This is a genomic window from Pseudomonas sp. P20, from assembly GCF_016463925.1.
GTDB lineage: Bacteria > Pseudomonadota > Gammaproteobacteria > Pseudomonadales > Pseudomonadaceae > Pseudomonas > Pseudomonas aeruginosa.
Genome location: NZ_JAEMVM010000026.1, coordinates 53,278 through 74,720 on the forward strand (window position 1 = coordinate 53,278; position 21,443 = coordinate 74,720).

A 21,443-nucleotide genomic window follows, 5' to 3' on the forward strand; every position below is an offset into this window, starting at 1 on the left:
CTCGAACGTTTTATGTCCGTGAAGTATGCCCGGATTCGATCAAGAAAGCGGTTGATCATGGTCTGAAAGATACCCGCACTGTGTAAGGGGAGAGAGTCGAAGTGCCGACTCCAAATGTTCCGGCGACAGATGCGCATACCGCATAGTCATGGTGATCGAGGAGTGACCGAGGATCCGCTGTAGGGCCAGGATGTCCCCACCTCCCATCATGTAGTGGCTGGCGAAGGTATGGCGGAGAATGTGGGTCATCTGGCCCGGCGTCTGGAACCCGCAACGCTGATAGGCGCAGCGGAACGCGGCGCGGCAAGACATGAACAGGCGGCCAGATCCAGGCATGCCCACCTTGAATATCAACCTCTCCAACTCGTCCGGGATCGGCACTGATCGGCTCTGCCGATTCTTGGTCCGGTGATAGTGCACCTTGCCGCCATGCACAGCGCCCCGCGTCAGGCTTTCCGCCTCTTCCCAGCGGGCTCCCGTGGCGAGACACAACAGCGCGACCGGATAGGTATGGTTGTTCGTACTGGCCTTGCACTCTTCCAGCAGTCGAGCGACCTGATCCAGGGACAGAAACGTCAGTTCGACCTGGTCCGTCTTGATTTGCCGGACCTTGCCCAGCGGGTTTTCCTTGTGCCAGGAGCCCAGGCGAATCAGTTCAGAGAAGACCGCCGACAAGTAGCGTTGCTCATGATTGACCGTCTCAGGCTTCACCTCGGTCAAGCGACGTTGCCGGTAGCGTGCCCACGCCAACGAATCGAACTCGAACGCCAGGGGATTCCCTAGCCGCTTCGCCAGCGCCTCGCAGCGCGCCAAGCGTTGCTTGCCATCCTTCAAGGTGCAGCCGTGGAGGTCATACCAAACCTTCACCAGATCGGAGAGCCGGTCATCCAGCGGTCGGCCCGTCTCGCCCTTCACGGCGAAAAAATCCTGCTCATAGCGAATCGCGGCAGACTTGGTGGCGAAGCCTTTCTTGCGAATCCTGCGCCCGGAACGACCATTCTCATAGAAGTCAGCCGTCCACGTCTTGCCGTCCTTACGTACCGTCATATCGCATATCCCTTGCGCAGATAGCGATCACACATGAGCTTGTGGATATGCCTTTCCAGATCGCGACGAGTCCAACCCTTGGCGAGATAGTGGTCTTCGATAACGTGCCAGAACTCCAATTTGCGGGCGGACTCAATAGCCTTTTTTGCCGGGACACGCTCCCGCGCGATCAGGCTCACGAACTGGCCGAGGAACATCTCGCAGTTACGCCCGCTGAAGCCCTTGGCAGTCTTGTAATAGCGCCGATACTCGGTGCGCTCGATCAGCGGATCGCACTCGACTTGGACGCGAGCATCCTGGCTGATCAGGCTCCAGAAGGCGTCATACATGCCCTCCCGAGAGAGCACACGGAATGCCTCGCAGGCATAGTTCCACAGCCCCTGTAGGTGCGGGCAAAGGCCCTCGTAGGTGCGGCAGCCGATGACCTCTCCCGAGGCCATACGTGAGCCTTCGGAGAACTGCTGGACGATGGAGTGGTGATAGCGAAACTCGATCCGCCACACCGTTTCCAGGGGGTTATAGGCCGGGTCGCCATCGCCGAACGGATCCCCGTTCAGGGTCGCCCACACGCTTTCCCAATAGTCGAGCTTGTCGGTGGCCCGAGCCTGGAGGGTCTTGTTATAGATCGACAGTTGCAGGCCGTTGGCCGAGCCGAACATGTACGTCTCGCCACGCCCGTAGACCGAGGCATTGCCGTCGAACTCGATCCGCTCGATCCCACTGATTTGCCGTACCCGACGCGAGCGGCAGTGCATGCGATCAACGAGATCAGCCGGAGGCGTCCAGCCCTGCACATCCAGCGCGATATGCACGGCTGCTTGGTTGGTCTCGCAGTGACTCAGCACCGCTGCGGCCAGGTCATCCAGCACGCCCTGGAGGATACGCGGGTCGGCGCCGTCAATGGCGTGGGGCGACACCTCGATCTTGAGGTGCGAGCCAATGGTGTCGACCTTGATGTTGTGGTTCTTGATCAGCAGGATCAGGCCCATTTCGGCGTTCTGCAGGCGGTACTGATAGCCAGAGTCGCGACCGATACGGCCCTTGGACCATTCGTAGCCGGCGAACTCGACCACATCCACCGACAGGTCAAACAGCGCCATGACTTCCGGCCGGAGCTTGCCGTTGTACAGCTGCCGCACGGTGTCCACGCCACACCGCAGGATGCGCACGCCTGACAGGTCGGTGAACTGTCCATTGAGCGGGTCCATGAAAAGCATCCCCTTCGGGGACTTGTGGAAATCCCCGTTTTCTTCGAGGACCAGTCGGGTTGGATGGATCGGAGTCTTCATGTTCTTTACCCGTTAATGAGGTTCTATGAGGTTGCTGATCGGGGGTTATCCGACGTGTTACAGGGGCGTCGGCCGCGCCTTCGGCCTATCGCTCATGCCTTGCGCTCCCGGCCGGCGGCGCGGCCCGCCCCTCATGGCGGCACCCCTACCGCCGCTAGCGCCGTCATCACCGTCCACCAGTGATGCAGCGCCCAGCCCATCGCCACCGGGACGAGGAATTCCCAATCGATCATTTGTGCCTCCAGGGCCGCGAGGTGTATTCGGAATCGGGGACGATGGTCAGCGGCGACCGGCCCCTGGCCGGTGCGTCTGCGGAGGCGGCAACAGGCGCTGCCGGAGCGATGCTGGCCACCGCGCCGGCCTGCCTCCCGGCACAGGTGACGGTCTGTTTCCAGTCCTCATAGCGAAGCTCTACGACGCACTCGCCCTTGGGCGTCACCCGGTAGCCGGAGCCGATCAGTTGCCAACTGGTGAGTTCCAGGCGCCGGCCCGTGGGATCGTCCAGGGCGAACAGGTAGATGTCGCCCCGCGACTTGCGGTAGGCGTGGGCAAGGATGGAGATCCGCCGATCGGCGAAGGGATGGGCGTTCAGATCAACAGGCGCAGCAGCAGGCCCATCAGGTACAAGCCCAGGAGGAAGAAAGCTATTCGCAGCAGGACGCGCTGGAGCAGCCACAGCAGCGGGCGCAGCAGGGGCTTGAGCAGGGTCGCCAGGAGCGTCGGCAGGTGTCGCAGCAGCCGGACCGCCAATCGTGCGCAGAGGCCCCATATACCAGACAAAGCCAATAGTGCCGGCCAGCAATGCCAGTAGAAGAACCAGCTTAGGCGACCGGAAGAGGCTCTTGCCCGCCTTGGTGTCTTGGGTCTTGCCGGTGGCCGTGGACTGGTAGAGGGCGAAGGTCTGCTTTCGGATTCGCTTGTATTCGATGATGGTGCCATCGGCGGGCGGACGGTTGAGTTGGGCGTCATGCTGGGCCTCCTTGTAGCGGCCAGGGATGCCGATCACCGCGAGGTTGGAATGCTTGTAGGCCATCTCGCAGGTCATGCGGATGTCGTCGCGGATGTAGGAGATGTTCGGCGTGGTGAGGACGATGTCCCAGTTGAAATGCCGGTGCCGGGTCCAGGCGTCGAGCCAGCCCATGGGACGGTCGGCGGCGTGGGCCGCTTCCGGTCCACCGGGGTAGTCGAAACGCTCGAGGTCTTTTTCCCGCCAGGACTTGGGAAACAGCAGTTGGGTTTCGTCGAAGATCAGGAAGGCCCCGCGGGGCGCCCACTGAAACCACGTGCGCATCTTTTCGAGGTCTTCCAGCGACTCCAGATCGAGGTTGATGATCTCCGCCGTGTTGGGCAGGTCCGGAAAGACCTGATAGGCCCGCTCCAGGGTGAAGCCGCGCACGTTGGTGATGATCACCCGTCCGTCTTTCAGCGCGGGCACGGCGTCATCCTGGATCGCGCCGGAGGTCTTGTAGGAGCCATTGGGGCCGTGATGGATCTTGATCGACACGGATCACCTCCCAATGAACGGCACGAAGCGCATGCAGAAGCGCGTCGCCGCCGCGACCATGATGATGTTCAACGCCTGCGGCACGCCGAAGAAGGCCAGCCCCGCCGCAATCGGCCCCGGCAGCGCGGCATACATGCTGCGGATCATCTGCGGCACGCCGAGGCTGTCGATCAGTTCGCGGGCGGCGGTGTAGCTGACATCGATCAGCAGGATCAGGGTCTGGAGCGCGGCGTACATCGACGCCTTGGTGGCGACCACCAGGCCGTCGCGCACGAAGTCATAGATGCCCTGGGCGAAGAAATCCCAGATCCACTGGAAGAAGGCGATGATCTGATCGAGAAAACCGGAGAGCCATTCCATAGGGTCAGTCCTTCAGCAGAATGAGGGCGGCGATCAGCGCGGCCATCAGCAGCAGCGCCACGCGCAGGCTGGAGAGTTGGCCGGCGTAGTCGGAGATACAGAGGGAGTAGGACTTGCCCCAAATGGTCATGGGTTCGCAGGGCAGTTGCCCGCCGCCTTCCGCCAGGTTGAGGTCGAAGGCACCCTTCATCTGGTCGACGTTGGCTTTCACCTTGGTCTTGAGTTCTTTCTTGGCTTCCTCGACCTTCTTTTCCCAGGTGGCGATGGCGTCATCCCAGGTGCCGGGCGTGGGTTCCTTGAGTTCGCCGCCGGGGCCTTCGGGGCCGGTGGAGCAGTTCTCTTTCGCCGGGTCGCATGTACCGTTGCCATCGCCGCCCGTGCCGCTGCCGTCACCGTCGCCGCTACCATCGCCCCCGCCGTTGCCGTCCCCTCCCCCGCTGCCGTCGCCGCCATTGCCGGTGCCGCCGTCGTTGCCGCCGCCGTTGTTGTCTCCACCGCCATTGCCATCGCCGCCGCCGTCGCCATCACCGCCCGGCGTGGTTGGGTCGGTTGGATCCGTGGGATCGGTCGGGGTCTTGACGCAGGTAGTCCCCGACCACGACCAGCCGGGTGGGCAGCCGGGATCGTTCGGGTCGGAGGGATCGGTGTTCGGGGTGTCGGGTGGGTTCAGCGAATCGCCGGTCTGCGCGAAGGTGTAGGAATCGGCACCGCAATTCTGTCCGGTGCCCTTGAGGATGTAATTGCAGAAGCCGGTCGTGGTGGAGCCTTTGACCAGATAGCAACTGGCCGGGCTGGGGTTGCCGCCGTACTCGCAGCTTTGATAACAGGCGCTCGGTGCGCCGCCGTCGCCGACATAGTTCCGCCCGCCCGAGGTGACAACAGGCGAGTCCGGGCCCTTGGCCGGAAACAGTTCGCCTTCCTTGCACTCTTCGGGCGGCGGCTTGCAGGCGCCATCGGCCGGATCGAGCTCTTGCTCTGGAGGGCAGCTATCACCAGTCAAGATGGCAGTCTTCGTCTGCCAGGTGATTCCGCCAGTACCCGAAACACTGCACTGAACTTCCTTGTAGCTCAGTTTGTTGATTTCCTTTAGCCAGTTGGCCGACGTGTTATCGAAGTAGTACTGGCACGCCGCCGTATAGGATGGAAAGAAGGCCGTGGGCTCTCCAGGGATGGAAATCTGCCATTGGTAGAAGTCCGCGTTCGCCAAGGAATGCCACAGCAGCGAGACCAGCAGACCCAGCAGCGAAAGAAGTCGGCCAAGGCCGGAACGTGCGTTGTTACTCATCCAGTCACCCATGAAAAAGCCCCCTGCCGGAAACTCCGGAGGGGGCTTCCGCCTCGGTCTGTTCGGTTAGAAGAATTCGCCGGTCCGGTACCCGGTGATGAAGGCGCCGGCGAAGAACGCCCCCAACCACACCGACCAGAGCACCCGTTACGCCTTGCGCAACATGCTGTAGATCAGGCCGGCAACGGCCAGGATCACCAGGGCGCCGACGATGTAGCCGCCAATGGCCTTCATATCGCCCTGCCCATCGGTGATCGCCGATTCCACCGCGCTGGTGTCGATCACCCCGGCGAAGGCCGGCAGCGAAGTCGCGGCAGTGACGGAACCGGCGATGCACAGGTTGCGGAACGAGGCGACCGGGCTGAACTTGGCGATGCGTTGCTTCATTGCTTTCATGGTGTTTTCTCTCTACTTGGCTTTACGAAGAAGTGACGCGACCCAGCCAATCAAAAGCCCCGTCACGAACGATCCCAGGACGCCAGCGGCACCGATGCCGAAGGCTTCCGGGGAGAAACCACCGTTGACCAGGATGTCCACGTATCCAGCGGCCTCGGGCGGAATCAGGTAGGCCTGTTGCCATGCGAGTTCGCGACACGCCATGAAGCCCTCGGGGGTCGAGGTCCACGCGGTACACACCTGCACAGCGACAACGCCTGACATAGCGATCAGTCCTCAAACAGCCAGGGAGGCCGCTAGGCCGTCGATCCAGCCCCAGGCGTAGCCGGTGGCCAGACCTACCGCGAACAGCGAGAGATAGCGGAGCATCGCGGCCTCCTACGGCTTACGCCTTGGCGTCCGGAGACTTGTCTTGTTTGTCCTGGCCCTGCGGCTGCTGGGCCGGACGCGGGGCTTGGGCCTGCGCTTGCGGACGAGCCGGGGCTTGGGCGGTCGGCGTCATCGGCTTGCCGCCCACGGCCAGCAGATCCACAAGGACCTGGGTATTGGTGATCCGACCGAAACGGTCTTGGGTCGGGCGGACCACGCTGGCGAACTTGCAGAGCACCGGCTGGCCTTCGAAGACGATGGCGTCCAGCAGGGTCGGCTCGATGTTGTATTCGCTGATCTCGAAGCCCTTGGCGTTGCCACGGGCACCTTCCGGGATCGGAGCGATGGACTGGACCGAGGCGTAGATTTCCCCGGTCTTGGTCGAGGTGTAGGTGTCGGTCTTGGTGACCCACAGTTCGACGACGCCGCCTTGGGTTGCAAACATGTTCATCGGTGTTTCTCCTTCAATTCGCCTTTTTCGGCGTGAGTTGTCCCGCTGCTGCAAATTCGGCTGTTTCGCCTTCATTCAGCGGTGTTGGGTGAAAGTGATTTGTCGGGCGATCCCTGCGGGCCGGGCTCTATTCGCTAGCGAACCAAGCCAACCACGGGTGTTCGTCTCAGCCCATCCGGGTAACGACCCCTATCGCAACGTCGTCTCCGACGGCCAAGGGGAACGCTTCCCCTTGGAACCCGCAGAGCAACACCAAGGGCTCTGCCCTTGTCATCCCGCTCTTGCCGCCGAGGGCTCGGGAGCGCGGGGCGGAGGAGCTGCCCCACACTCCCCAGCGGAGGCTGTTTCAGGGGGGAGGCGTTCAAGGGTGCGCTCCGCCCGTGCTTCCGTTCGCCGGAACGGTGAGGCTGTTCCGACGAGCCGGGAGCGCGGCCCTTGACCGGATCGGCCACGGTGCGGGCGGCCTGGATCAGGCAGAGCAGGAGCAGCGCTTTCAGGGTGTTAACGAGCATGGTTCAGCCCTCCAGTTGGAATGCTTCGCGCACGGGCACAAAGGGCGTGGGTTTCCCGCTGTCGTACACAACGTGCCAGTACTTCGGCGGACGCCGGGACGGGTCGTGTTTCGCGCAGAAGGAACGGGGACGGCAGAGCCAGCGGCCATCTTCCAGATAGGGCAGCCCAGGGGGCCGGCAGTCCGGACACGGCGACGGGCTGTACAATGGGATGGCCTGCCTTGCGGACCAGCACACAGAGCAAGCGCAGTCCGGGGCGTGGGTTTGGCGCAGGTAGTAGGGACTGGCGGCCATGGCTCATTTCTGCCCCCTGCGACCACAGCGATAGTCTTCAATCGCCCGACGAAGCCAAGCGTTCTCTATCCGGTCGATATCGACAGTCAGGCCGCCCCAGGTCACGACCCTACCGGAGACGCTGCCAACGATGCCCGCGAAACAGAATTGGAAGGTTTCCATCGGCACTGGGCGATCACTCGGCATCGTAATCACCCTGGCAGAAGATCGATTTGCCCCGGTCGAGGTCACGGCGAATACGGTGCAGGTTCACCACGCGGCGACGGCCAATCTTGGCAGTCGGAATCGTCTTGGTTTCCACCCAGCCCCGCACCACGTCTTCCGTGATGTCTTCCAGACCCAGCATCTGCGCGAAGACCGCCTGCGAGCAGAACGGCGCGGTGCGGAAGTCCGTGATCTTTTCCACAGCACCTGTGACGGTGAAGCCCACTATTCCAGACTCTTCCATGCGAACCCCCTATAATCCCAAGCTGCTACCACTCAAGCCATTTGAGTAACAGTTACTCATGAGTGAATATTACTCATGCCAACCGACTGAGTAAATCCTACTCCGATTGAATTTTTCACTTATGGATGCAGTTAGAGATAGAGCGCTTCAATTGATAAGGACCGTAGGCCCGAAACACTTGAGCGAGCTAGGTGGGAAAAACTACGAACGCTGGAGAAATATCAGCGGCGGAAAAATCAGGATCAGCACTGAGGAAGTCGGCATCCTGGCAGACGCCTTTCCTCAATATGCCTTGTGGCTGATATCTGGAAGAATCGAGCCCCAAAACGGCCACGTAAGCCCGGCATTCGACGAGGCAAATAAAAACTTAAGCAGTCCCAACGCGGGATAGCGATCACCAGGAGAGCAGCGGAACGCTGGTTCGCTTCAAGGATAGGAGAGAGGGAATGAGAGCAGTTGCATCCACCATCGTACTTTTGACGCTTTGCGGCTTCGCATACGCAGAAGAATCCAAGCCTTTAGCGACTCAGGCCGGCGAGGCGACAGCGCCCATCGCGGAGGCTCTCGGCTCAGGATTTAGCCGCATAATGACCGAGTTCATGGCAGGTACGGATGGCATGGTAGGGGACGCCGCAAGGAAGACCCTCAAGATGCAGGACAAACGCGAAAGGGAAGCGAACAGAGGCGTGCGGAAGACCATGAAGGAATGCATTAAGCCTGGAAACGTCATAGATGATGACGTCAAAGAATGCATGGATGGACTGAGAACAAAAACGTGGTGACATCAGAAAGAATGTACCGAGTAATCTCTCCTAAGATTTGAAAGTTTTATCTCAACATCTGTTAGACGAGAGTTTACTTTATCTAAAAATTCGAATATACCTGACTCCAACTCAATAAGACGCCCTATATCAGGCTCCTCAATAATAATACCAACAGCATCTAAAAGCGCCAACATCTCATTAAGATGTTCTATACGTACACCCGCAGCACCATGAGAGTCTCCGCCATATTGAGCGCTAGTCAACTCCACACAATTCTTTAATCCCTTAACAATCTGAATATAGCCATCCGACACAGATATATCTCCCGAACGCGACCCCTTAAAAATGCACATATAAAATTTGTTGATATTTAAAGAATCAGCATTCAAAACTGAACCTGGAAGAATTTTCTCAAGCTCGTCCTTAAAAATTGAAATGTTTCCTGTATGCCTAGTGTAGGCATCCCTATCACGCGTCTCCTTGAAAGTTTTTAAGCCTATATAAGATCCCACCAAGGCAGCTACATAAGCCGCTATCAGAGCCGAGTTTTTAACAATAGAAAGAGACTCAGCAAAAAGCTCAGAGGCGGTATTAAAGCACCCAGACGAGAAACAAAAATAAAGCTTATTTTTAGACACCACATCATAGGCCGGAAAGCAGGCAAGTATGAGGCCAGCAAAAATAATAGAAAGTATACACAACAGAATTTTAATCGGCTTCATTTACAAATTCCGGCTTTAAATCTTGTAGCGCATCTCGTATTGCGGCAGCCTCATGAAGATATATTCTTTTCAATATACCTAAGCGATGTATAAGTCTTGAGTACCTTAACTTATAGAGATAAGAGTCCCGATGCAGATCATAATCACGCTCTAGCGTAGCCAGCATAATCTGGCATCTCTTTATGTCTTTCGTTGAGGGCAAGGGTAGAATTGCATTCATCTGCCTCCTCAACTCATTATACCTGCCATGGTTAAGCCGCTTTAGCTTATTCACTCTGCCGGAAATGCTCTCATAAAGCTTACGATATTCAAAACTCACGCGTGCATTTGGAACCGAAGCTTTACGCTTTAGATTATGAACATCAGCCCTTATTCTTCTAACTTCTTCCCGAGGCAAACATGGACTTGGCTTGTTAATCCTCAAACCATGAACGGAAAAAGCCTTAGTGGTAACATGTTCTATTCCTGTTTTATTTTCATTGAGTTCAAAACCTGCACTTTCAATCATAGCCGTTAACGTACGCATACATCTACTCAGATCTTTCCCAGTAGTAGTAGATGATATCGTTATGTCATCAACAAGCCTTGTATATCTTAATTTCTCATATTGAATATCTCTAACGAAACACCACTCATTCAACAAACAAAGATTCGCTAGAAAGCTAGAAGTAGACGCTCCCTGAGGAACAACCCCCGCTCTAGTACATAGATCAGACAAAACATCTGAAACTTCTTCCGGATAATGAAAAACTCTCTCGAAAATCTCAAGAACCAAACGGCGAGATATATTATCGAAAAAATTCTTTATATCAGCCTTTAGTAAGACTTTTGCACCACAGTGAATCGAAGCACAACGAATATAGTCTCTAGGATACTCACTATCGGACAAAGATCCATATAGATATCTAGGATACAAAATCTGAGACACTAAAAGCCGGCTTTTAATACGTCTCTGAATACGTCTGAGCCGAGGATGGGGATCGTATACCAGACGTCGAGAGCCATTGCTTTTGGGAAGAGATATTTCAATGTAGCGCTCATCATCAGACAGCGCTAGCACTTCGTCTAGTTCAGAACGAGGGATGTCCAGAGCGGAACAGAGATTATCTACTGACTGTATTGGATCAACGCCGTCTTTTAGGCGTACTTTTAGCTCATCCATAAGTACATTGGCCGGCTGCCCTCTTGCGAGGGAAATAGAGTAGAGATGTTAATGTTCGAGCCACCCCAAAGAAGGACTGCCTCTACTCTACGAGCACGGCCAATCACCGAGATTACGCTATCGACAGCCTAAGAAAGCTCTGCCGCGCCACCCCACGTGATCTACAAAGTCACCCCTGCAGATCGCTGTTCAAAAAACAGCCAAACAACTTGGGTCTTTCAGCTCGAATGTCACATACAAGGCGGAGCGCCTGTGCTCCTTGATATTAGTTCGCCTCCACTCGAAAATGCAAGCACCAGTCAGATCCCTTCCCTGGCCATGGTGACTACATCCCCCCCCTAACCTAGCGATGACGGGGTTCACCTAGGGTTGTCATACGCCCGAAAGCCATCTACATGGGGTGTTAGCGATAACTGAGGACGTATTCATGCGATTCATAATGCTGATGTCCCAGGTTCAAGTCCCGGTGTAGCCACCATATTTTTCAAGGGGTTAGCGCAAGCTAACCCCTTTTTGTTTTGGTCGGCAGACTACAAACCGTCTACGCCCCCCTTTACCGATTTACGGTTCGCATAAAAAAGCCCCGCATCTGCGGGGCTCTACGATCAACGTCACTGCTATCCGTGAGCAAGCAGCGGCTCAATCTCATGTTCGATCTGCTTGCCATTCGCCGCATAAGCAGTTGCTAACGAATACTCACTCTGGAGATTCATCCAGAACTGAGCGGACGTATCAAAGTAACGCCCCAGACGAATCGCCATATCTGCGGAGATACCACGCTGCTCACGAACGATATCGTTCACTGTCGGAGCGGAGACTTTCAAAGCGCGTGCTAGAGCAGCTGGAGAGATATCCAACTCCATCAGAAACTCATCGCGCAATATTTCCCCAGGATGGATGGGGCGCATACCATTGGTAGCCATGGTCCACCTCCTCAGTGGTAATCAACTATTTCGACTTCTTCGGGACCCGCATCCGTCCAGACGAAACAGACACGCCACTGGTCATTGATCCTGATGCTATGTTGGCCCGCCCGCTTTCCCTGCAACGGCTCCAACCGGTTTCCAGGTGGAGAGCGCAGGTCTCGAAGCTCCGTAGCCGCATGAAGCATTGCAAGCTTACGCGTAGCGACTGTGAGGATCGCTCCCCACCGCCTCGAAAGACCCGTCTCAAAAAGCTGACGAGTCTCGTCGCAGCGAAAGGTCAGAATCATTCATTAACCCTTAACGTTAAGCGTTAACTTCACTACAGATTACCACAGATCCTCATGTGGTCAATTTGTAGCCAGACTGAGTAATCGGAGAAAAGCGCATCGCCGATTCCAAGTGCTCCGGCGACAGATGTGCATACCGCATCATCATCGAGGAATGCCCGAGGATCCGCTGTAGGGCCACGCCATGCGCAGCGCCCCGTGTCAGGCATTTCATCTTGCTTTGGATGCCAGGCATGCCTCATTGAAACAGTTCGAATCATTTGATAATCATTATCGATTTGTTTAGCTTTGCCGCCCATCAAAACAACAGCAACTCGGAAATCTCCTCATGCCCCGCTCCATCCCTTTGCGCCCGGCTCCCCTGGCGCTTTCCCTGTCCCTCTTCGCTTCGTTTTCCGCTCCTGCGCTGGCTGCCGATCCGGTGGAGCAGCAGATGGTGGTGATCGGCTCGCGCGCGCCGACCAGCATCAGCGAGTTGCCCGGCACGGTCTGGGTGATCGAGCGCGAGCAACTGGACCAGCAGACCCAGGCCGGCGTGCCGCTGAAGGAGGCGTTGGGACAATTGATCCCGGGCCTGGATATCGGCTCCCAGGGTCGTACCAACAACGGCCAGAACCTGCGCGGACGCAGCGTACTGGTGATGATCGACGGGGTGTCGCTGAACAGTTCACGGGGCATCAGCCGGCAGTTCGACTCCATCGACCCATTCAACATCGAGCGCATCGAGGTGATGTCCGGCGCCAGCGCGGTGTACGGCGGCGGCGCCACCGGCGGGATCATCAACATCGTGACCAAGAAGGGCGTCGGCGGCGACACTCGCTTCAACACCGAGCTGGGCGCCCGCAGCGGCTTCCAGAGCCATGAGGACCACGACCTGCGCGCGGCGCAGTCGATCAGCGGCGGCAACGACCTGTTCAACGGCCGCCTGGCCATCGCCTACCAGAAGAACGGAGCGGCCTACGACGGCAGTGGCGACCAGGTACTGACGGACATCACCCAGACCGACCTGCAGTACAACAGGTCGGTGGACCTGATGGGCAGCCTTGGCTTCACTTTCGCCAATGGCCACAGCCTCGATCTCGGCCTGCAGTACTACGACTCCGGCTACGACGGCGACCGCGGCCTCGATCTTGGGCGCAACTTCGACGCCCTGCGCGGACGGGCACCCTATTCGATCAAGGGCGGCGTCGACCTCGACCGCGAGCCGGAGAGCAAGCGCCATCAGTTCAACGCCACCTACCACGCGCCGGAAGTGCTGGGTCACGACCTCTACCTGCAGGCCTACTACCGCAACGAGAAGATGGCCTTCAATCCCTTCCCTACCATCCGCTACAGCAATAGCGGCGCGATCAACTACGGCACCTCCTACTACTCGGCCTCGCAGCAGGACACCGACTACTACGGGATGAAACTGGCCCTGGTGAAGACCTGGGAGCGCGCCAGCCTGACCTACGGGGTGGACCTGGACCGGGAAAAATTCACGTCCGACCAGATGCTCTTCAACCTGCCGCTCGCCGCCGCCAGCGGCGGGCTGGTAGCCAGTGAACAGGCCAAGCTGGGCCGCTACCCGGACATCGATACCGACAGCCGCGCCTTCTTCCTCCAGGGCAGTTGGAAGGCCACCGACGACCTGACCCTGAGCGCCGGCGTGCGGCGCCAGTCGATGAGCACCGACGTCAGCGACTTCGTTGCGGCGAACCAGCAGATCCTCATCGCCAACGGCCTCGGCAAGACCGCCGACGCGGTTCCGGGCGGGAGCAAGGACTACGACGTCAACCTGGTCAACGTCGGCGCCATCTACAAGCTGAACCTGCAACAACAGGTCTGGGCCAACTACAGCGAAGGCTTCGAGCTGCCGGATCCGGCCAAGTACTACGGTTTCGGACGCTACGGCGCAGCCGACGGCAATGGCCACTACCCGCTGTTGCAGGGGGTCAGCGTGAACGACTCGCCGCTGGACGGGATCAAGACCAAGCAGGTCGAGCTGGGCTGGCGGCACACCGACGGTGCCCTGGATACCCAGGTGGCGGCGTTCTATTCCTGGTCGGACAAGAGCATCAAGTACGACTCGAAGACCCTGGCGGTGCTGCAGCAGGACACCAAGAAGCGCAACTACGGCCTGGAGGGCCAGGCTACCTACTGGCTGGACGATCACTGGCAGGTCGGCGTCAACGGCCTGGCCATCCGCTCCCAGGAGAAGGTCGACGGCCGCTGGCTGAAGCAGGACGTGACCTCGGCCAGCCCGTCCAAGGCCGGCGCCTTCGTCGGCTGGAAGGACGACCAGCGCAGCCTGCGCCTGCAGGGCGTGCGCACCTTCAACCTGAACGACGAGCCGGGCAACAAGATCGACGGCTACGCGCTGTTCGACCTGCTCGGCACCCAGGCGCTGCCGGTGGGCACCCTCACCGCGGGCATCCAGAACCTGCTGGACAAGGACTACACCACGGTCTGGGGACAACGCGCGCAGGTCTACTACGGCGGGCTCGCACCAGCGGGACTGTTCGACTACAAGGGACGGGGGCGGACCTACAGCCTGACGTATAGCGTGGAGTTCTGAAGCCGTCCTCGACAGTTCCCCTGTCCCTCCAGGGAGAGGGGAACTCGTGGGAAAGAGCTTCCGCCTCTCTCAGCAGCAACCGCCCAGCGGACTCAAGCGATACTGCGGCGGCAACTGGTCGAGGCCGCTGACGGTGACGTTGAGGTTCTTCCACAGGCCATCCTTGATCCCGTAGATGCAGCCATGCACGGACAGCGACTGGCCGCGGTGCCAGGCGTTCTGGACGATGCTGGTGTGGCTGACGTTGGCCACCTGCTGGATCACGTTGAGCTCGCAGAGGCGGTCGACGCGCTCTTCCTCGGTCGGCAACTGCTCCAGGTGCTCGCGGTATTCGTAGGCGAGGTCGCGAATGCTGCGCAGCCAGCCGTCGATCAGGCCGAGCTGGTCGTTGTGCAGGGAGGCGCGCACGCCGCCGCAGCCGTAGTGGCCGGTGACCAGGATGTGCTTGACCTTGAGCACGTCGACGGCGAACTGGATCACCGACAGGCAGTTGAGGTCGGTGTGCAGCACGACGTTGGCGACGTTGCGATGGACGAACAGGTCGCCGGGCAGCATGCCGACGATTTCGTTGGCCGGCACCCGCGCGTCGGAGCAGCCGATCCAGAGGTACTCGGGGGTCTGCTGGCGGGCCAGCTTGGCGAAGAAGTCCGGGTCTTCCTGCTTGATCGCTTCGGCCCAGCGGACGTTGTTCTCGAACAGTTGCTGCAAGTCGCTCATGGCATGCCCCTCGTTTGACCGGTGCAGCACCTTACGGAAGGCGATGCCCGTTTGACAAGCGTCACAGCGCGGCGTGGCTACGCCACCAGCGCTGCTGCGCCAGCGGCTGCATGGCGACCTGATCATGCCAACAGGCGTGCCAGGCTGCGGCATCCTCTGCCAGGCGCGGCCAGTCGGGCTGTTCGAGGTCGGCGAAGAGTTCCCGTTCCAGCCAATCGCGGCCGCTGCGCAGGAGCCGGCGGAAGGCGCGGTCGGTGAGCGCGCGGCGGTGCACCGCCTCGAAGCGCCACCAGGGGGACTCCTGTACCGCCTCGCGCGGCTGGCTGAGCACGGCGGCGCCGGAGGCCGGATCGAAGGACAGCGGCTGGAACAGTCCCAGGCACGGCGCCGAAGTACCGGTGGCGGCCAGCAACGGGCCGTCGTCGCGCAAGCGGGCGACCAGACTGGCGGTGGTCTGCGAAGGCCGCCAGAAGCTGCCGGCGTGCATGCATACCTGGCGGTTGTTGTGGCGGCGGAAGTGGTCCCCGCGCGGGCCATGGTGGCGCAGCGCGGCGAACAGCGCGTGCCAGTCCGGCTCACCAGGCAGGCTGTCGAGGAAGCGCTGGTTGATCCGACAGCGCCGGTGCGCGCCGCCGACCCAGGGTAGCAGGCGGGTGTCGAAGACCCGCGCGAAGTGGAAGTCGCCGCGACCATCCCAGCAGCCCTGGCGGCGAGCCTGGTCCTCGAGGTCGCGGCTGCACAGGTCGAATTCGTGGCCAAGGGTCAGGGCGTTGGAGATGGCCCAGCGCTCGACCTTCTTCGCCGCCCACAGGTTGCCGGCGGTTTCCAGCACCCAGGCTTCGCCGGGGTCGGCGATGAGGAAGCTGTTGTCGTAGCGGATGCGCTTGTCGCGGTAGCCGGCCGGGCCGCCCTGGCCGTAACGCTGCAACAACCCGGTAATCACCTCTAGCGCCTCGCGGGCGCTGGCGCCGCGCTCCAGTCCCAGGCGCAGCAGGTCCATGCCGAGCAGCGCGGTGCCGCGCTGACGGGTCAGCTTGGTGAACACCGCTTCGTTGCCGATGGCCACGCCGTGCTCATTGACGCCCATTTCCGCGCCCCAGATCCAGCTCGGCTGGCTGATCACCAGCGCATGTCGCTGGGCGGTCTGGGGAATGTCGAGATAGGTGGTGCGCAAGCGCGCTTCCGGATCGTTGCGCACCGCCGGCAGGCGCAGCAGACGCTGCGGTTCGGCGGGCTCGCGGTCACTGTTCTTGGCGAACCAGGTCTGGCCCTGGTGGCGAAGGATCAGGGTGTCGCACATGGGGGGCTCCAGTCTGCGCATCCTGCCACCGGCCGCTGTCGACCTGACTTCGCACTCCCGCGAAGGGTTACCGCATGAAGGGACCTGCCTGCGGTATGCAGGCGAGAATCGGAATGCTGGTAAGGGTACGGCGGTGCCAGAAGGCCAGCCAGCTACTCCAAGTGATAGCTAGTTGCCGGCAGGGAAGCGGAGCAAGCCTCAGTCGAACAGGGTACAGGCCATGACCAGGGCGTCTTCGCGCCCGCCGACGGCGGGGTAGTAGTCGCGACGGCGGCCGATCTCGTTGAAACCGTAGCGTTCGTAGAGGCGGTAGGCGGCCTGGTTGGAAGCGCGCACTTCGAGGAAGCATTCGCGAGCCTGGTGGCCGGCCGCCTCGCGCATCAGGTGTTCGAGCAGGCGCAGACCGAGGCCACGCCCCTGGCTTTCGGGCTTCACCGTGATATTCAGCAGGTGCGCCTCGTCGAGGATGATCTGGATGACGCCATGGCCGACCTGCTGGCTACCCTCGAACATCAGCCAGCAATGGTAGTTCTTCAGGCCTTCGCTGAAGATGCCACGGGTCCAGGGGTGGCTGAAGGCGGCATATTCGATTTTCAGCACGGCATCGAGGTCCGCCTCGGTCATCGGGCGGAAGGAAATCGCATCGCTCATTGAATCTCGCTCGACCAGCGCTGACGGACACGGCGCATGGCGCGCCACAGCTCGCCCTTGAGGGCGGGTTCTTCCATGAGGGCTTCCAGGCCTGGCACGGCCCAGGTTGCGCCCAGACCGTCCACCTGCAGCTCGCGGAACAGGCTGCCCTCGTCGCCCTCGCCGGCGAAGCGGATCGCCGGCAGGCCGACCAACCACAGGCAGCGGCTACGCTCGCTCTCCTCCATGCGCGCGGCGACGAAGCTCTGGACGAACTCCAGGGCCGCCTGCGGCCCCTGGTCGAGGTTGCCGCGCGCCAGCAGCGGCCAGCGTACCGGTTCGCCGATCAGCCGCGGGCTGTCCGGCAGGCCGGCGGCGCGCAGCAGGTCGCGCAGCAGCAGGTAACCCGGATCGCGGCTGGCGAAGGGTTCGCCGGTGGGCAGTTCGACCAGCAGGGTGCAGGAGCCCGCCTGCAGCAGTTGCAAGGCGAAGCGCGGCGGCGGGGCCTGGACCGCCGGCGACTCGGCCGGGGCCTCTTCGACCGGCGCGACCGGCTCGGCTTTCTTCGCCGCCGGGGCGCCCGGCTTCGGCAGGCTGATCGGGATCCCCCGGCCTTCCACGGGCGCGGCGGGAGCCACGCTCGGCGCGCTGGCCGGCGCCTCGGCTTGCGGGACGCGGGCCTGCGGCGCATCGATCGCGGCGCGCGCACGCACAGGCACCGCCGGCTCTTCCCGGGGCGGGGTCTCCAGCAACTCCGGCCGCGAGGGTGCGGCGAACGGCAACGGCTGGCGGGGCAGCCAACTGGTTATCTGCATCGCGCCCAGGAAGGCGCGGCGACGCTGTTCTTCGATCAAATCTCGGGCACCGGCAATTAGGCGATGCGCGGGGACGGTTTCGCCCCCGGCGTTCAGGCAGGCAATGATAGCGGTTCTTCGACCTCGGCGGAGCGGCTTTGTCCCGCCATGCGACGGTTCGCCCTCAACGCGGGGCGACGGTGAAGATATTGACGTTGCCCTGCAGCTTGAGGGTGCCGTCGATGCGTGCGCTGACCAGGTTGGTCTGCACCAGCCCGGGATCGGTACCGCGCGCCTTGTTGGCGCCAGCGATGGTGAAGCTCAGGTCCTGGAAGCTGGTGTCCTTCAGGCCGACGCGCAGCACCGGGCGGTTGAAGGCGGCGCCGTCGCCGCCGAAGCCGTCCTTGATGGTCACCACGTCCAGGGTGACTTCGTCGAAGCTGAACTTGCCGCTGATATCGTCGATCACCAGGTAGTTGTTGCCGCTGCCGGCCGGCTGGATCGCCAGGCGCGCGCCGCAGCCGCCGGCGCAGCGCGTCTGCGAAGGATTTTCCTGGAGATTGAGCGAGGCGCTGATGCTGATCCCGGCCTGGCCGACCACGTCGTCCAGATCGCTATCGCCCAGCGAGCGCAACTCGGCCCCGGCCGAAGCGCTGAACAGCAGCGCCAGCGCCGCGAGGATGCCGATGCCGCCTGCCAGTGGATGAGTCTGCTTGGCCATGTGCTGCGTACCTCGTTTCCCGCCGCCACCTCAGAGGTTGTGCGACGTCACCTTCAGGTAGTTGAAGCTGAGCCCGGATATCTCGTTGCGGCCCATGTTGTAGCCGCCGGTCGGTACCTGCCCGTAGCCTGGCCGGGTACCGCCGATGTTGAGGTTCTCGATCACCAGGCTGGTGCGCGGCGCATTGGCGTAGAAGTCAGCGGCGTTGGCCAGGGTCAGCTTGGGCAGTTCGAAAGTGAAGTTGCCGTCGGCGGTGACCGAGAACAGCAACGGCTGCGACTTCCCGTAGCCAAGCGCGACGCTGGCATAGGCGTTGGTCAGGTAGACGGTGCGCGCGGCCTGCTCGGCGGCGCTGACGCAACTGGGCGAGCCAGCACCGCAGGACATGATCTCGAAAGTCTTGGCGTAGAGGTTCAGGCGCATCTCGCCAACCAGTTGGCTGCGCGCGTTGGCGCCCCAGAAGCGCAGGTAGGAACCGTCCATCGCCAGTTCGGAGAAGTCCAGGTTGAGCACATCGGTGCGCGTGGAAGTGACGCCGAAGTCGAAGCGGATGCCGGCGTCGACCTTTTCGCTGGCCCGGCTCGAGCAGTTGCTGCCGGCACCGGCGTAACCAGCGATGCACGGCTGGCCGCCGGCGCCGCTCACCAGGCTGGGGAAAGCCAGCTCGATCACGTCCGCGGTGTCCGGCAAGGTGCTGACCACCCGCCCGTCGTCGAGCTGGGTGGTCAGCACCGAACCCTTGGCCAGATTCAGCTTGAACGGGAAATTGAGACGGCCGAGAGTCACCGGCGCCAGGGTGCTGCCCTTGTTGCTGCCAGTGGCGGCGACGTACAGCTCCTTTACCGTGATCGGCACGTTCTGCCCGGTGGCGGTGTTGGTCACGCCATTGATCGCGATGGTGGCCTTGTTGCCGTCGACCATGGCGCTGTCGAGGACGAAGCCGATGCCGGCACCCTGCACGTCCGACAGTTGCTCGTCGTCGAGCGCTGTCATCTCGGCATGGGCGAAGGGGGCGGCCAGCAGGGCCGCGAGCAGGCAGGCGCGACTCATCTCAGCAGCCCTTGTTCAGGCCGCCCAGGCAGGTGTCCTGCCGTGGAATGCCATTGAAGGCCTGACCGAAGTCGACCTTGATCGGCGCCGTTCCATCGGCGTTGCGCGACATGTTGAGGAAGGCACCGGCCAGCGCGGCGACCAGCTTGGAGGGATCCTGCTGGTCGCGCCACTGGACGTTCTGGCTCTGCATCGAGATGAAGAAGCCTTTCGACGAGTCGATGAAGTTCTGCGCGTTGTTCGGATCCACGGTGCCGATCGGGAACGACTGGTACTGGGCCAGGTTGAAGCAGGTCTGGGCGCCCATCAGCTTGCAGTCGTTGGAGGTCAGGAAGGGCAGCAGGACGTTCACCAGGCTGCCGATGATGGTGCTGTCGTGCATGTCCAGGGCCGTGCCGTTCTTCAGGCCGATCATGGCAGCGCGGATCGGGTCGGGGTTGCCGGAGCTGTTCACCAGCTCTGCCTGGGCGGTGTACTGAGAGCTGCCGGTGAGAGTGATGGCGGTCTTCGCCGCCAGGCAGTCGAGGGCCAGCAGGCCGCAGGAAATGCTGCCTCCCAGTTGGCTGCCGGTGCCGTACAGGTCCACCGGCACGTTGCCGGTGAGGGTCTTGATATCGCCCGAGAGGTAGCCCTTGGCTTCGCCGAAACCGATACGGATGCCGACCATCTTGCTGCCGTCGTAGGCGAACTCGATGTAGGGATTGCTGATGAGGAACGGGCTGATCGCGCCGGTGGTGTCGTTGACCGTGCCCAGGGCGAAGTTGTCGATGGCGATGTCGGCACTGCCGGCAAGCTCGCCGCTGCGGTTGTACTGGCCCAACTGCAGCTTCTTCATGTTCAGTTGGGTCTCGATGTCGGCGCCGAAGTTGATGCGGGTGAAGTTCAGTCCGTTGGCGGCGTCGGTGGTGAGGTTGATGAAGGCCTGGCCGACCACGTCGGAAAGCTGGTCGTCGTCCAGCGACTCCATCCTCGCCTGGGCGGTGGCAGCCAGCAGACCGGCGCCGCAGAACAGCGCGCAACGCAGCAGGAAGGGCAGACGACGGGACATGGGCTCACCTCTTGTTCTTCTCGTGGCCGACGGCAGAGACACTGCGACCTGTAGTCACTATAGAAAGCCCCGGGCGAATCGGGGCCGACCCATAGTCGAGAAAAACCGGCGAACGACGCGGTCGCCGCGCTCGCTGCAGCGGATGAGCGGTCGCTCGGCCAGGATGGATGTTACCCATCGTCACACGGGGGTAACGTCAGCCTTTCACTGCTGGCGGAACAGGCCGATCAGATGGTCGGCGATGGCGCCCTTGATGGCGTTGAGGCTGAGCAGGGAGTGTGCGCTGAGGCGGGCGGGGTTGATCCGGTGCAGGTGTAGCGAGGGCATGCGCGCTTCGTACTCGCGCAGGTCGCCCTTGACCAGGATCGGCAGGAACACGTCGTCGTGAGCCTGGTAACGCTGGATCAGCAGTTTCAACCCTTCCTGGAACGGCAATTCCTTCGACGCCACCAGGCGGTGCTCGCCGGGAATCTTCAGGTAGAGCCCGCGATAGCCCATGGTCTCGCCCGGCAGGATATGGATCCCGGTGGGCTCCACCGCGGCCAGCGGGATATCGTGGAAGGTGTCGTGCCAGGCCTGCTCGCTGGGCAGGATGGTGATGCCGCCATGGTCGCTCTCGGGAATCACGAAGCTGTAGTTGCTGTAGAGCTTCTCGACATAGGCCGAGTAGATGCACAGGCGGTTCTCGAAACGTTTGAGGAAGGCGATCGCCTCGCTGCGGTTGGTGATGGCATCCAGGTCCCAGGCAAGGTCACCCTGGTTCTGCAGTTCGGCCCAGCGGGCCTCGGCGTAGGCGGCGTCGTTCAAGAG

General features: G+C 61.1%; 24 protein-coding genes and 1 pseudogene. 2 read left to right on the forward strand and 23 right to left on the reverse strand.

Translation table 11 applies throughout. From position 1 onward, the window contains the following. Positions 1 to 39: 39 nt before the first annotated feature. From JHD77_RS25655 to JHD77_RS25700, 10 genes are all read right to left on the reverse strand, one after another. Complete coding sequence (locus JHD77_RS25655; RefSeq protein ID WP_003162405.1) at positions 40 to 1,047, reverse strand: phage integrase; 1,008 nt, start codon at positions 1,045 to 1,047, stop codon at positions 40 to 42. Then, a complete protein-coding gene (locus JHD77_RS25660; RefSeq protein ID WP_004352686.1) occupies positions 1,044 to 2,336 on the reverse strand; it encodes a hypothetical protein in 1,293 nt (430 codons plus the stop codon). The genes JHD77_RS25655 and JHD77_RS25660 overlap by 4 nt, the downstream gene beginning before the upstream one ends. 229 nt (positions 2,337 to 2,565) lie before the next feature. After that, positions 2,566 to 3,840 (reverse strand): zonular occludens toxin domain-containing protein, encoded by a 1,275-nt coding sequence (locus JHD77_RS25665; RefSeq protein ID WP_109501567.1) that lies wholly within the window; start codon positions 3,838 to 3,840, stop codon positions 2,566 to 2,568. A gap of 3 nt (positions 3,841 to 3,843) precedes the next feature. After that, positions 3,844 to 4,200: a DUF2523 family protein gene (locus JHD77_RS25670; RefSeq protein WP_003114150.1), complete on the reverse strand. Its 357-nt coding sequence runs from the start codon at positions 4,198 to 4,200 to the stop codon at positions 3,844 to 3,846. Positions 4,201 to 4,204: 4 nt separating this feature from the next. Then, entirely contained in the window at positions 4,205 to 5,497 is a 1,293-nt protein-coding gene (locus JHD77_RS25675; protein WP_370695154.1) for an attachment protein, read from the reverse strand. 135 nt (positions 5,498 to 5,632) lie between these two features. Then, entirely contained in the window at positions 5,633 to 5,881 is a 249-nt protein-coding gene (locus tag JHD77_RS25680; protein WP_003125072.1) for a major capsid protein, read from the reverse strand. Between the two features lie 12 nt (positions 5,882 to 5,893). Further along, positions 5,894 to 6,145 carry a hypothetical protein gene (locus tag JHD77_RS25685; RefSeq protein ID WP_003115979.1) on the reverse strand — a complete coding sequence of 84 codons (252 nt, stop codon included), beginning with the start codon at positions 6,143 to 6,145 and terminating at the stop codon, positions 5,894 to 5,896. A 121-nt stretch (positions 6,146 to 6,266) separates the two neighbouring features. After that, positions 6,267 to 6,701 (reverse strand): hypothetical protein, encoded by a 435-nt coding sequence (locus JHD77_RS25690; protein ID WP_009875803.1) that lies wholly within the window; start codon positions 6,699 to 6,701, stop codon positions 6,267 to 6,269. Between the two features lie 515 nt (positions 6,702 to 7,216). After that, positions 7,217 to 7,507, reverse strand: coding sequence for a lysogeny maintenance protein PflM (gene pflM, locus JHD77_RS25695; RefSeq protein WP_152959653.1), 291 nt, complete (start codon positions 7,505 to 7,507; stop codon positions 7,217 to 7,219). A 175-nt stretch (positions 7,508 to 7,682) separates the two neighbouring features. Continuing rightward, complete coding sequence (locus tag JHD77_RS25700) at positions 7,683 to 7,955, reverse strand: hypothetical protein (RefSeq protein ID WP_058175553.1); 273 nt, start codon at positions 7,953 to 7,955, stop codon at positions 7,683 to 7,685. 446 nt (positions 7,956 to 8,401) lie between these two features. Here JHD77_RS25700 and JHD77_RS25705 point away from each other — a divergent pair, with 446 nt between their 5' ends. Continuing rightward, the gene (locus JHD77_RS25705; RefSeq protein WP_058175552.1) at positions 8,402 to 8,737 is read left to right on the forward strand and encodes a hypothetical protein; all 336 of its coding nucleotides are present in this window, start codon (positions 8,402 to 8,404) and stop codon (positions 8,735 to 8,737) included. Positions 8,738 to 8,739: 2 nt separating this feature from the next. On the opposite strand, the gene JHD77_RS25710 is transcribed toward JHD77_RS25705, so the two are convergent. From JHD77_RS25710 to JHD77_RS32485, 5 genes and pseudogenes are all read right to left on the reverse strand, one after another. Further along, complete coding sequence (locus JHD77_RS25710) at positions 8,740 to 9,441, reverse strand: retron Ec48 family effector membrane protein (protein ID WP_152959654.1); 702 nt, start codon at positions 9,439 to 9,441, stop codon at positions 8,740 to 8,742. Further along, a complete protein-coding gene (locus JHD77_RS25715) occupies positions 9,428 to 10,603 on the reverse strand; it encodes a reverse transcriptase family protein (protein ID WP_071557852.1) in 1,176 nt (391 codons plus the stop codon). Before JHD77_RS25715 ends, JHD77_RS25710 begins: the two co-directional genes overlap by 14 nt. A 617-nt stretch (positions 10,604 to 11,220) precedes the next feature. Further along, complete coding sequence (locus JHD77_RS25720; RefSeq protein ID WP_003099268.1) at positions 11,221 to 11,526, reverse strand: HigA family addiction module antitoxin; 306 nt, start codon at positions 11,524 to 11,526, stop codon at positions 11,221 to 11,223. 11 nt (positions 11,527 to 11,537) lie between these two features. Further along, positions 11,538 to 11,816, reverse strand: a complete 279-nt coding sequence (locus tag JHD77_RS25725; protein ID WP_003113526.1) for a type II toxin-antitoxin system RelE/ParE family toxin — start codon at positions 11,814 to 11,816, stop codon at positions 11,538 to 11,540. Positions 11,817 to 11,868: 52 nt separating this feature from the next. Beyond that, a pseudogene (locus JHD77_RS32485) lies at positions 11,869 to 11,994 on the reverse strand (phage integrase); the annotation flags it as partial. A gap of 150 nt (positions 11,995 to 12,144) precedes the next feature. Here JHD77_RS32485 and JHD77_RS25730 point away from each other — a divergent pair. Further along, positions 12,145 to 14,373 (forward strand): TonB-dependent receptor, encoded by a 2,229-nt coding sequence (locus tag JHD77_RS25730; RefSeq protein ID WP_003099265.1) that lies wholly within the window; start codon positions 12,145 to 12,147, stop codon positions 14,371 to 14,373. 69 nt (positions 14,374 to 14,442) lie between these two features. Here JHD77_RS25730 and can read toward each other — a convergent pair whose 3' ends face one another. From can to JHD77_RS25770, 8 genes are all read right to left on the reverse strand, one after another. Further along, entirely contained in the window at positions 14,443 to 15,090 is a 648-nt protein-coding gene (gene can, locus JHD77_RS25735; RefSeq protein ID WP_003095021.1) for a carbonate dehydratase, read from the reverse strand. A gap of 61 nt (positions 15,091 to 15,151) precedes the next feature. Beyond that, positions 15,152 to 16,390, reverse strand: coding sequence for a C69 family dipeptidase (locus tag JHD77_RS25740; RefSeq protein WP_003113524.1), 1,239 nt, complete (start codon positions 16,388 to 16,390; stop codon positions 15,152 to 15,154). A 198-nt stretch (positions 16,391 to 16,588) separates the two neighbouring features. Next, positions 16,589 to 17,041, reverse strand: a complete 453-nt coding sequence (rimI, locus tag JHD77_RS25745; protein ID WP_003095025.1) for a ribosomal protein S18-alanine N-acetyltransferase — start codon at positions 17,039 to 17,041, stop codon at positions 16,589 to 16,591. Further along, a complete protein-coding gene (locus JHD77_RS25750) occupies positions 17,038 to 17,739 on the reverse strand; it encodes a hypothetical protein (protein ID WP_003121053.1) in 702 nt (233 codons plus the stop codon). The genes rimI and JHD77_RS25750 overlap by 4 nt, the downstream gene beginning before the upstream one ends. 259 nt (positions 17,740 to 17,998) lie before the next feature. Further along, on the reverse strand, positions 17,999 to 18,535 hold the full coding sequence (locus JHD77_RS25755) for a DUF6160 family protein (RefSeq protein ID WP_003113522.1): 537 nt from the start codon (positions 18,533 to 18,535) through the stop codon (positions 17,999 to 18,001). Positions 18,536 to 18,565: 30 nt separating this feature from the next. Then, a complete protein-coding gene (locus tag JHD77_RS25760) occupies positions 18,566 to 19,585 on the reverse strand; it encodes a hypothetical protein (RefSeq protein ID WP_003095031.1) in 1,020 nt (339 codons plus the stop codon). Position 19,586: 1 nt separating this feature from the next. Continuing rightward, positions 19,587 to 20,633, reverse strand: coding sequence for a DUF6160 family protein (locus JHD77_RS25765; protein ID WP_031755323.1), 1,047 nt, complete (start codon positions 20,631 to 20,633; stop codon positions 19,587 to 19,589). Positions 20,634 to 20,837: 204 nt separating this feature from the next. Beyond that, positions 20,838 to 21,440 (reverse strand): hypothetical protein, encoded by a 603-nt coding sequence (locus JHD77_RS25770; RefSeq protein WP_003095035.1) that lies wholly within the window; start codon positions 21,438 to 21,440, stop codon positions 20,838 to 20,840. Positions 21,441 to 21,443 lie beyond the last annotated feature (3 nt).

Bases quoted from the DNA above. Each gene is read 5' to 3' on its own strand.
- JHD77_RS25655 (WP_003162405.1), bottom strand. From the start codon at position 1,047: ATGACGGTACGTAAGGACGGCAAGACGTGGACGGCTGACTTCTATGAG.
- JHD77_RS25660 (WP_004352686.1), bottom strand. From the start codon at position 2,336: ATGAAGACTCCGATCCATCCAACCCGACTGGTCCTCGAAGAAAACGGG.
- JHD77_RS25670 (WP_003114150.1), bottom strand. From the start codon at position 4,200: ATGGAATGGCTCTCCGGTTTTCTCGATCAGATCATCGCCTTCTTCCAG.
- JHD77_RS25675 (WP_370695154.1), bottom strand. From the start codon at position 5,497: ATGGGTGACTGGATGAGTAACAACGCACGTTCCGGCCTTGGCCGACTT.
- JHD77_RS25680 (WP_003125072.1), bottom strand. From the start codon at position 5,881: ATGAAAGCAATGAAGCAACGCATCGCCAAGTTCAGCCCGGTCGCCTCG.
- JHD77_RS25685 (WP_003115979.1), bottom strand. From the start codon at position 6,145: ATGTCAGGCGTTGTCGCTGTGCAGGTGTGTACCGCGTGGACCTCGACC.
- JHD77_RS25690 (WP_009875803.1), bottom strand. From the start codon at position 6,701: ATGAACATGTTTGCAACCCAAGGCGGCGTCGTCGAACTGTGGGTCACC.
- pflM (WP_152959653.1), bottom strand. From the start codon at position 7,507: ATGGCCGCCAGTCCCTACTACCTGCGCCAAACCCACGCCCCGGACTGC.
- JHD77_RS25700 (WP_058175553.1), bottom strand. From the start codon at position 7,955: ATGGAAGAGTCTGGAATAGTGGGCTTCACCGTCACAGGTGCTGTGGAA.
- JHD77_RS25705 (WP_058175552.1), top strand. From the start codon at position 8,402: ATGAGAGCAGTTGCATCCACCATCGTACTTTTGACGCTTTGCGGCTTC.
- JHD77_RS25710 (WP_152959654.1), bottom strand. From the start codon at position 9,441: ATGAAGCCGATTAAAATTCTGTTGTGTATACTTTCTATTATTTTTGCT.
- JHD77_RS25715 (WP_071557852.1), bottom strand. From the start codon at position 10,603: ATGGATGAGCTAAAAGTACGCCTAAAAGACGGCGTTGATCCAATACAG.
- JHD77_RS25720 (WP_003099268.1), bottom strand. From the start codon at position 11,526: ATGGCTACCAATGGTATGCGCCCCATCCATCCTGGGGAAATATTGCGC.
- JHD77_RS25725 (WP_003113526.1), bottom strand. From the start codon at position 11,816: ATGATTCTGACCTTTCGCTGCGACGAGACTCGTCAGCTTTTTGAGACG.
- JHD77_RS25730 (WP_003099265.1), top strand. From the start codon at position 12,145: ATGCCCCGCTCCATCCCTTTGCGCCCGGCTCCCCTGGCGCTTTCCCTG.
- can (WP_003095021.1), bottom strand. From the start codon at position 15,090: ATGAGCGACTTGCAGCAACTGTTCGAGAACAACGTCCGCTGGGCCGAA.
- JHD77_RS25740 (WP_003113524.1), bottom strand. From the start codon at position 16,390: ATGTGCGACACCCTGATCCTTCGCCACCAGGGCCAGACCTGGTTCGCC.
- rimI (WP_003095025.1), bottom strand. From the start codon at position 17,041: ATGAGCGATGCGATTTCCTTCCGCCCGATGACCGAGGCGGACCTCGAT.
- JHD77_RS25755 (WP_003113522.1), bottom strand. From the start codon at position 18,535: ATGGCCAAGCAGACTCATCCACTGGCAGGCGGCATCGGCATCCTCGCG.
- JHD77_RS25760 (WP_003095031.1), bottom strand. From the start codon at position 19,585: ATGAGTCGCGCCTGCCTGCTCGCGGCCCTGCTGGCCGCCCCCTTCGCC.
- JHD77_RS25765 (WP_031755323.1), bottom strand. From the start codon at position 20,633: ATGTCCCGTCGTCTGCCCTTCCTGCTGCGTTGCGCGCTGTTCTGCGGC.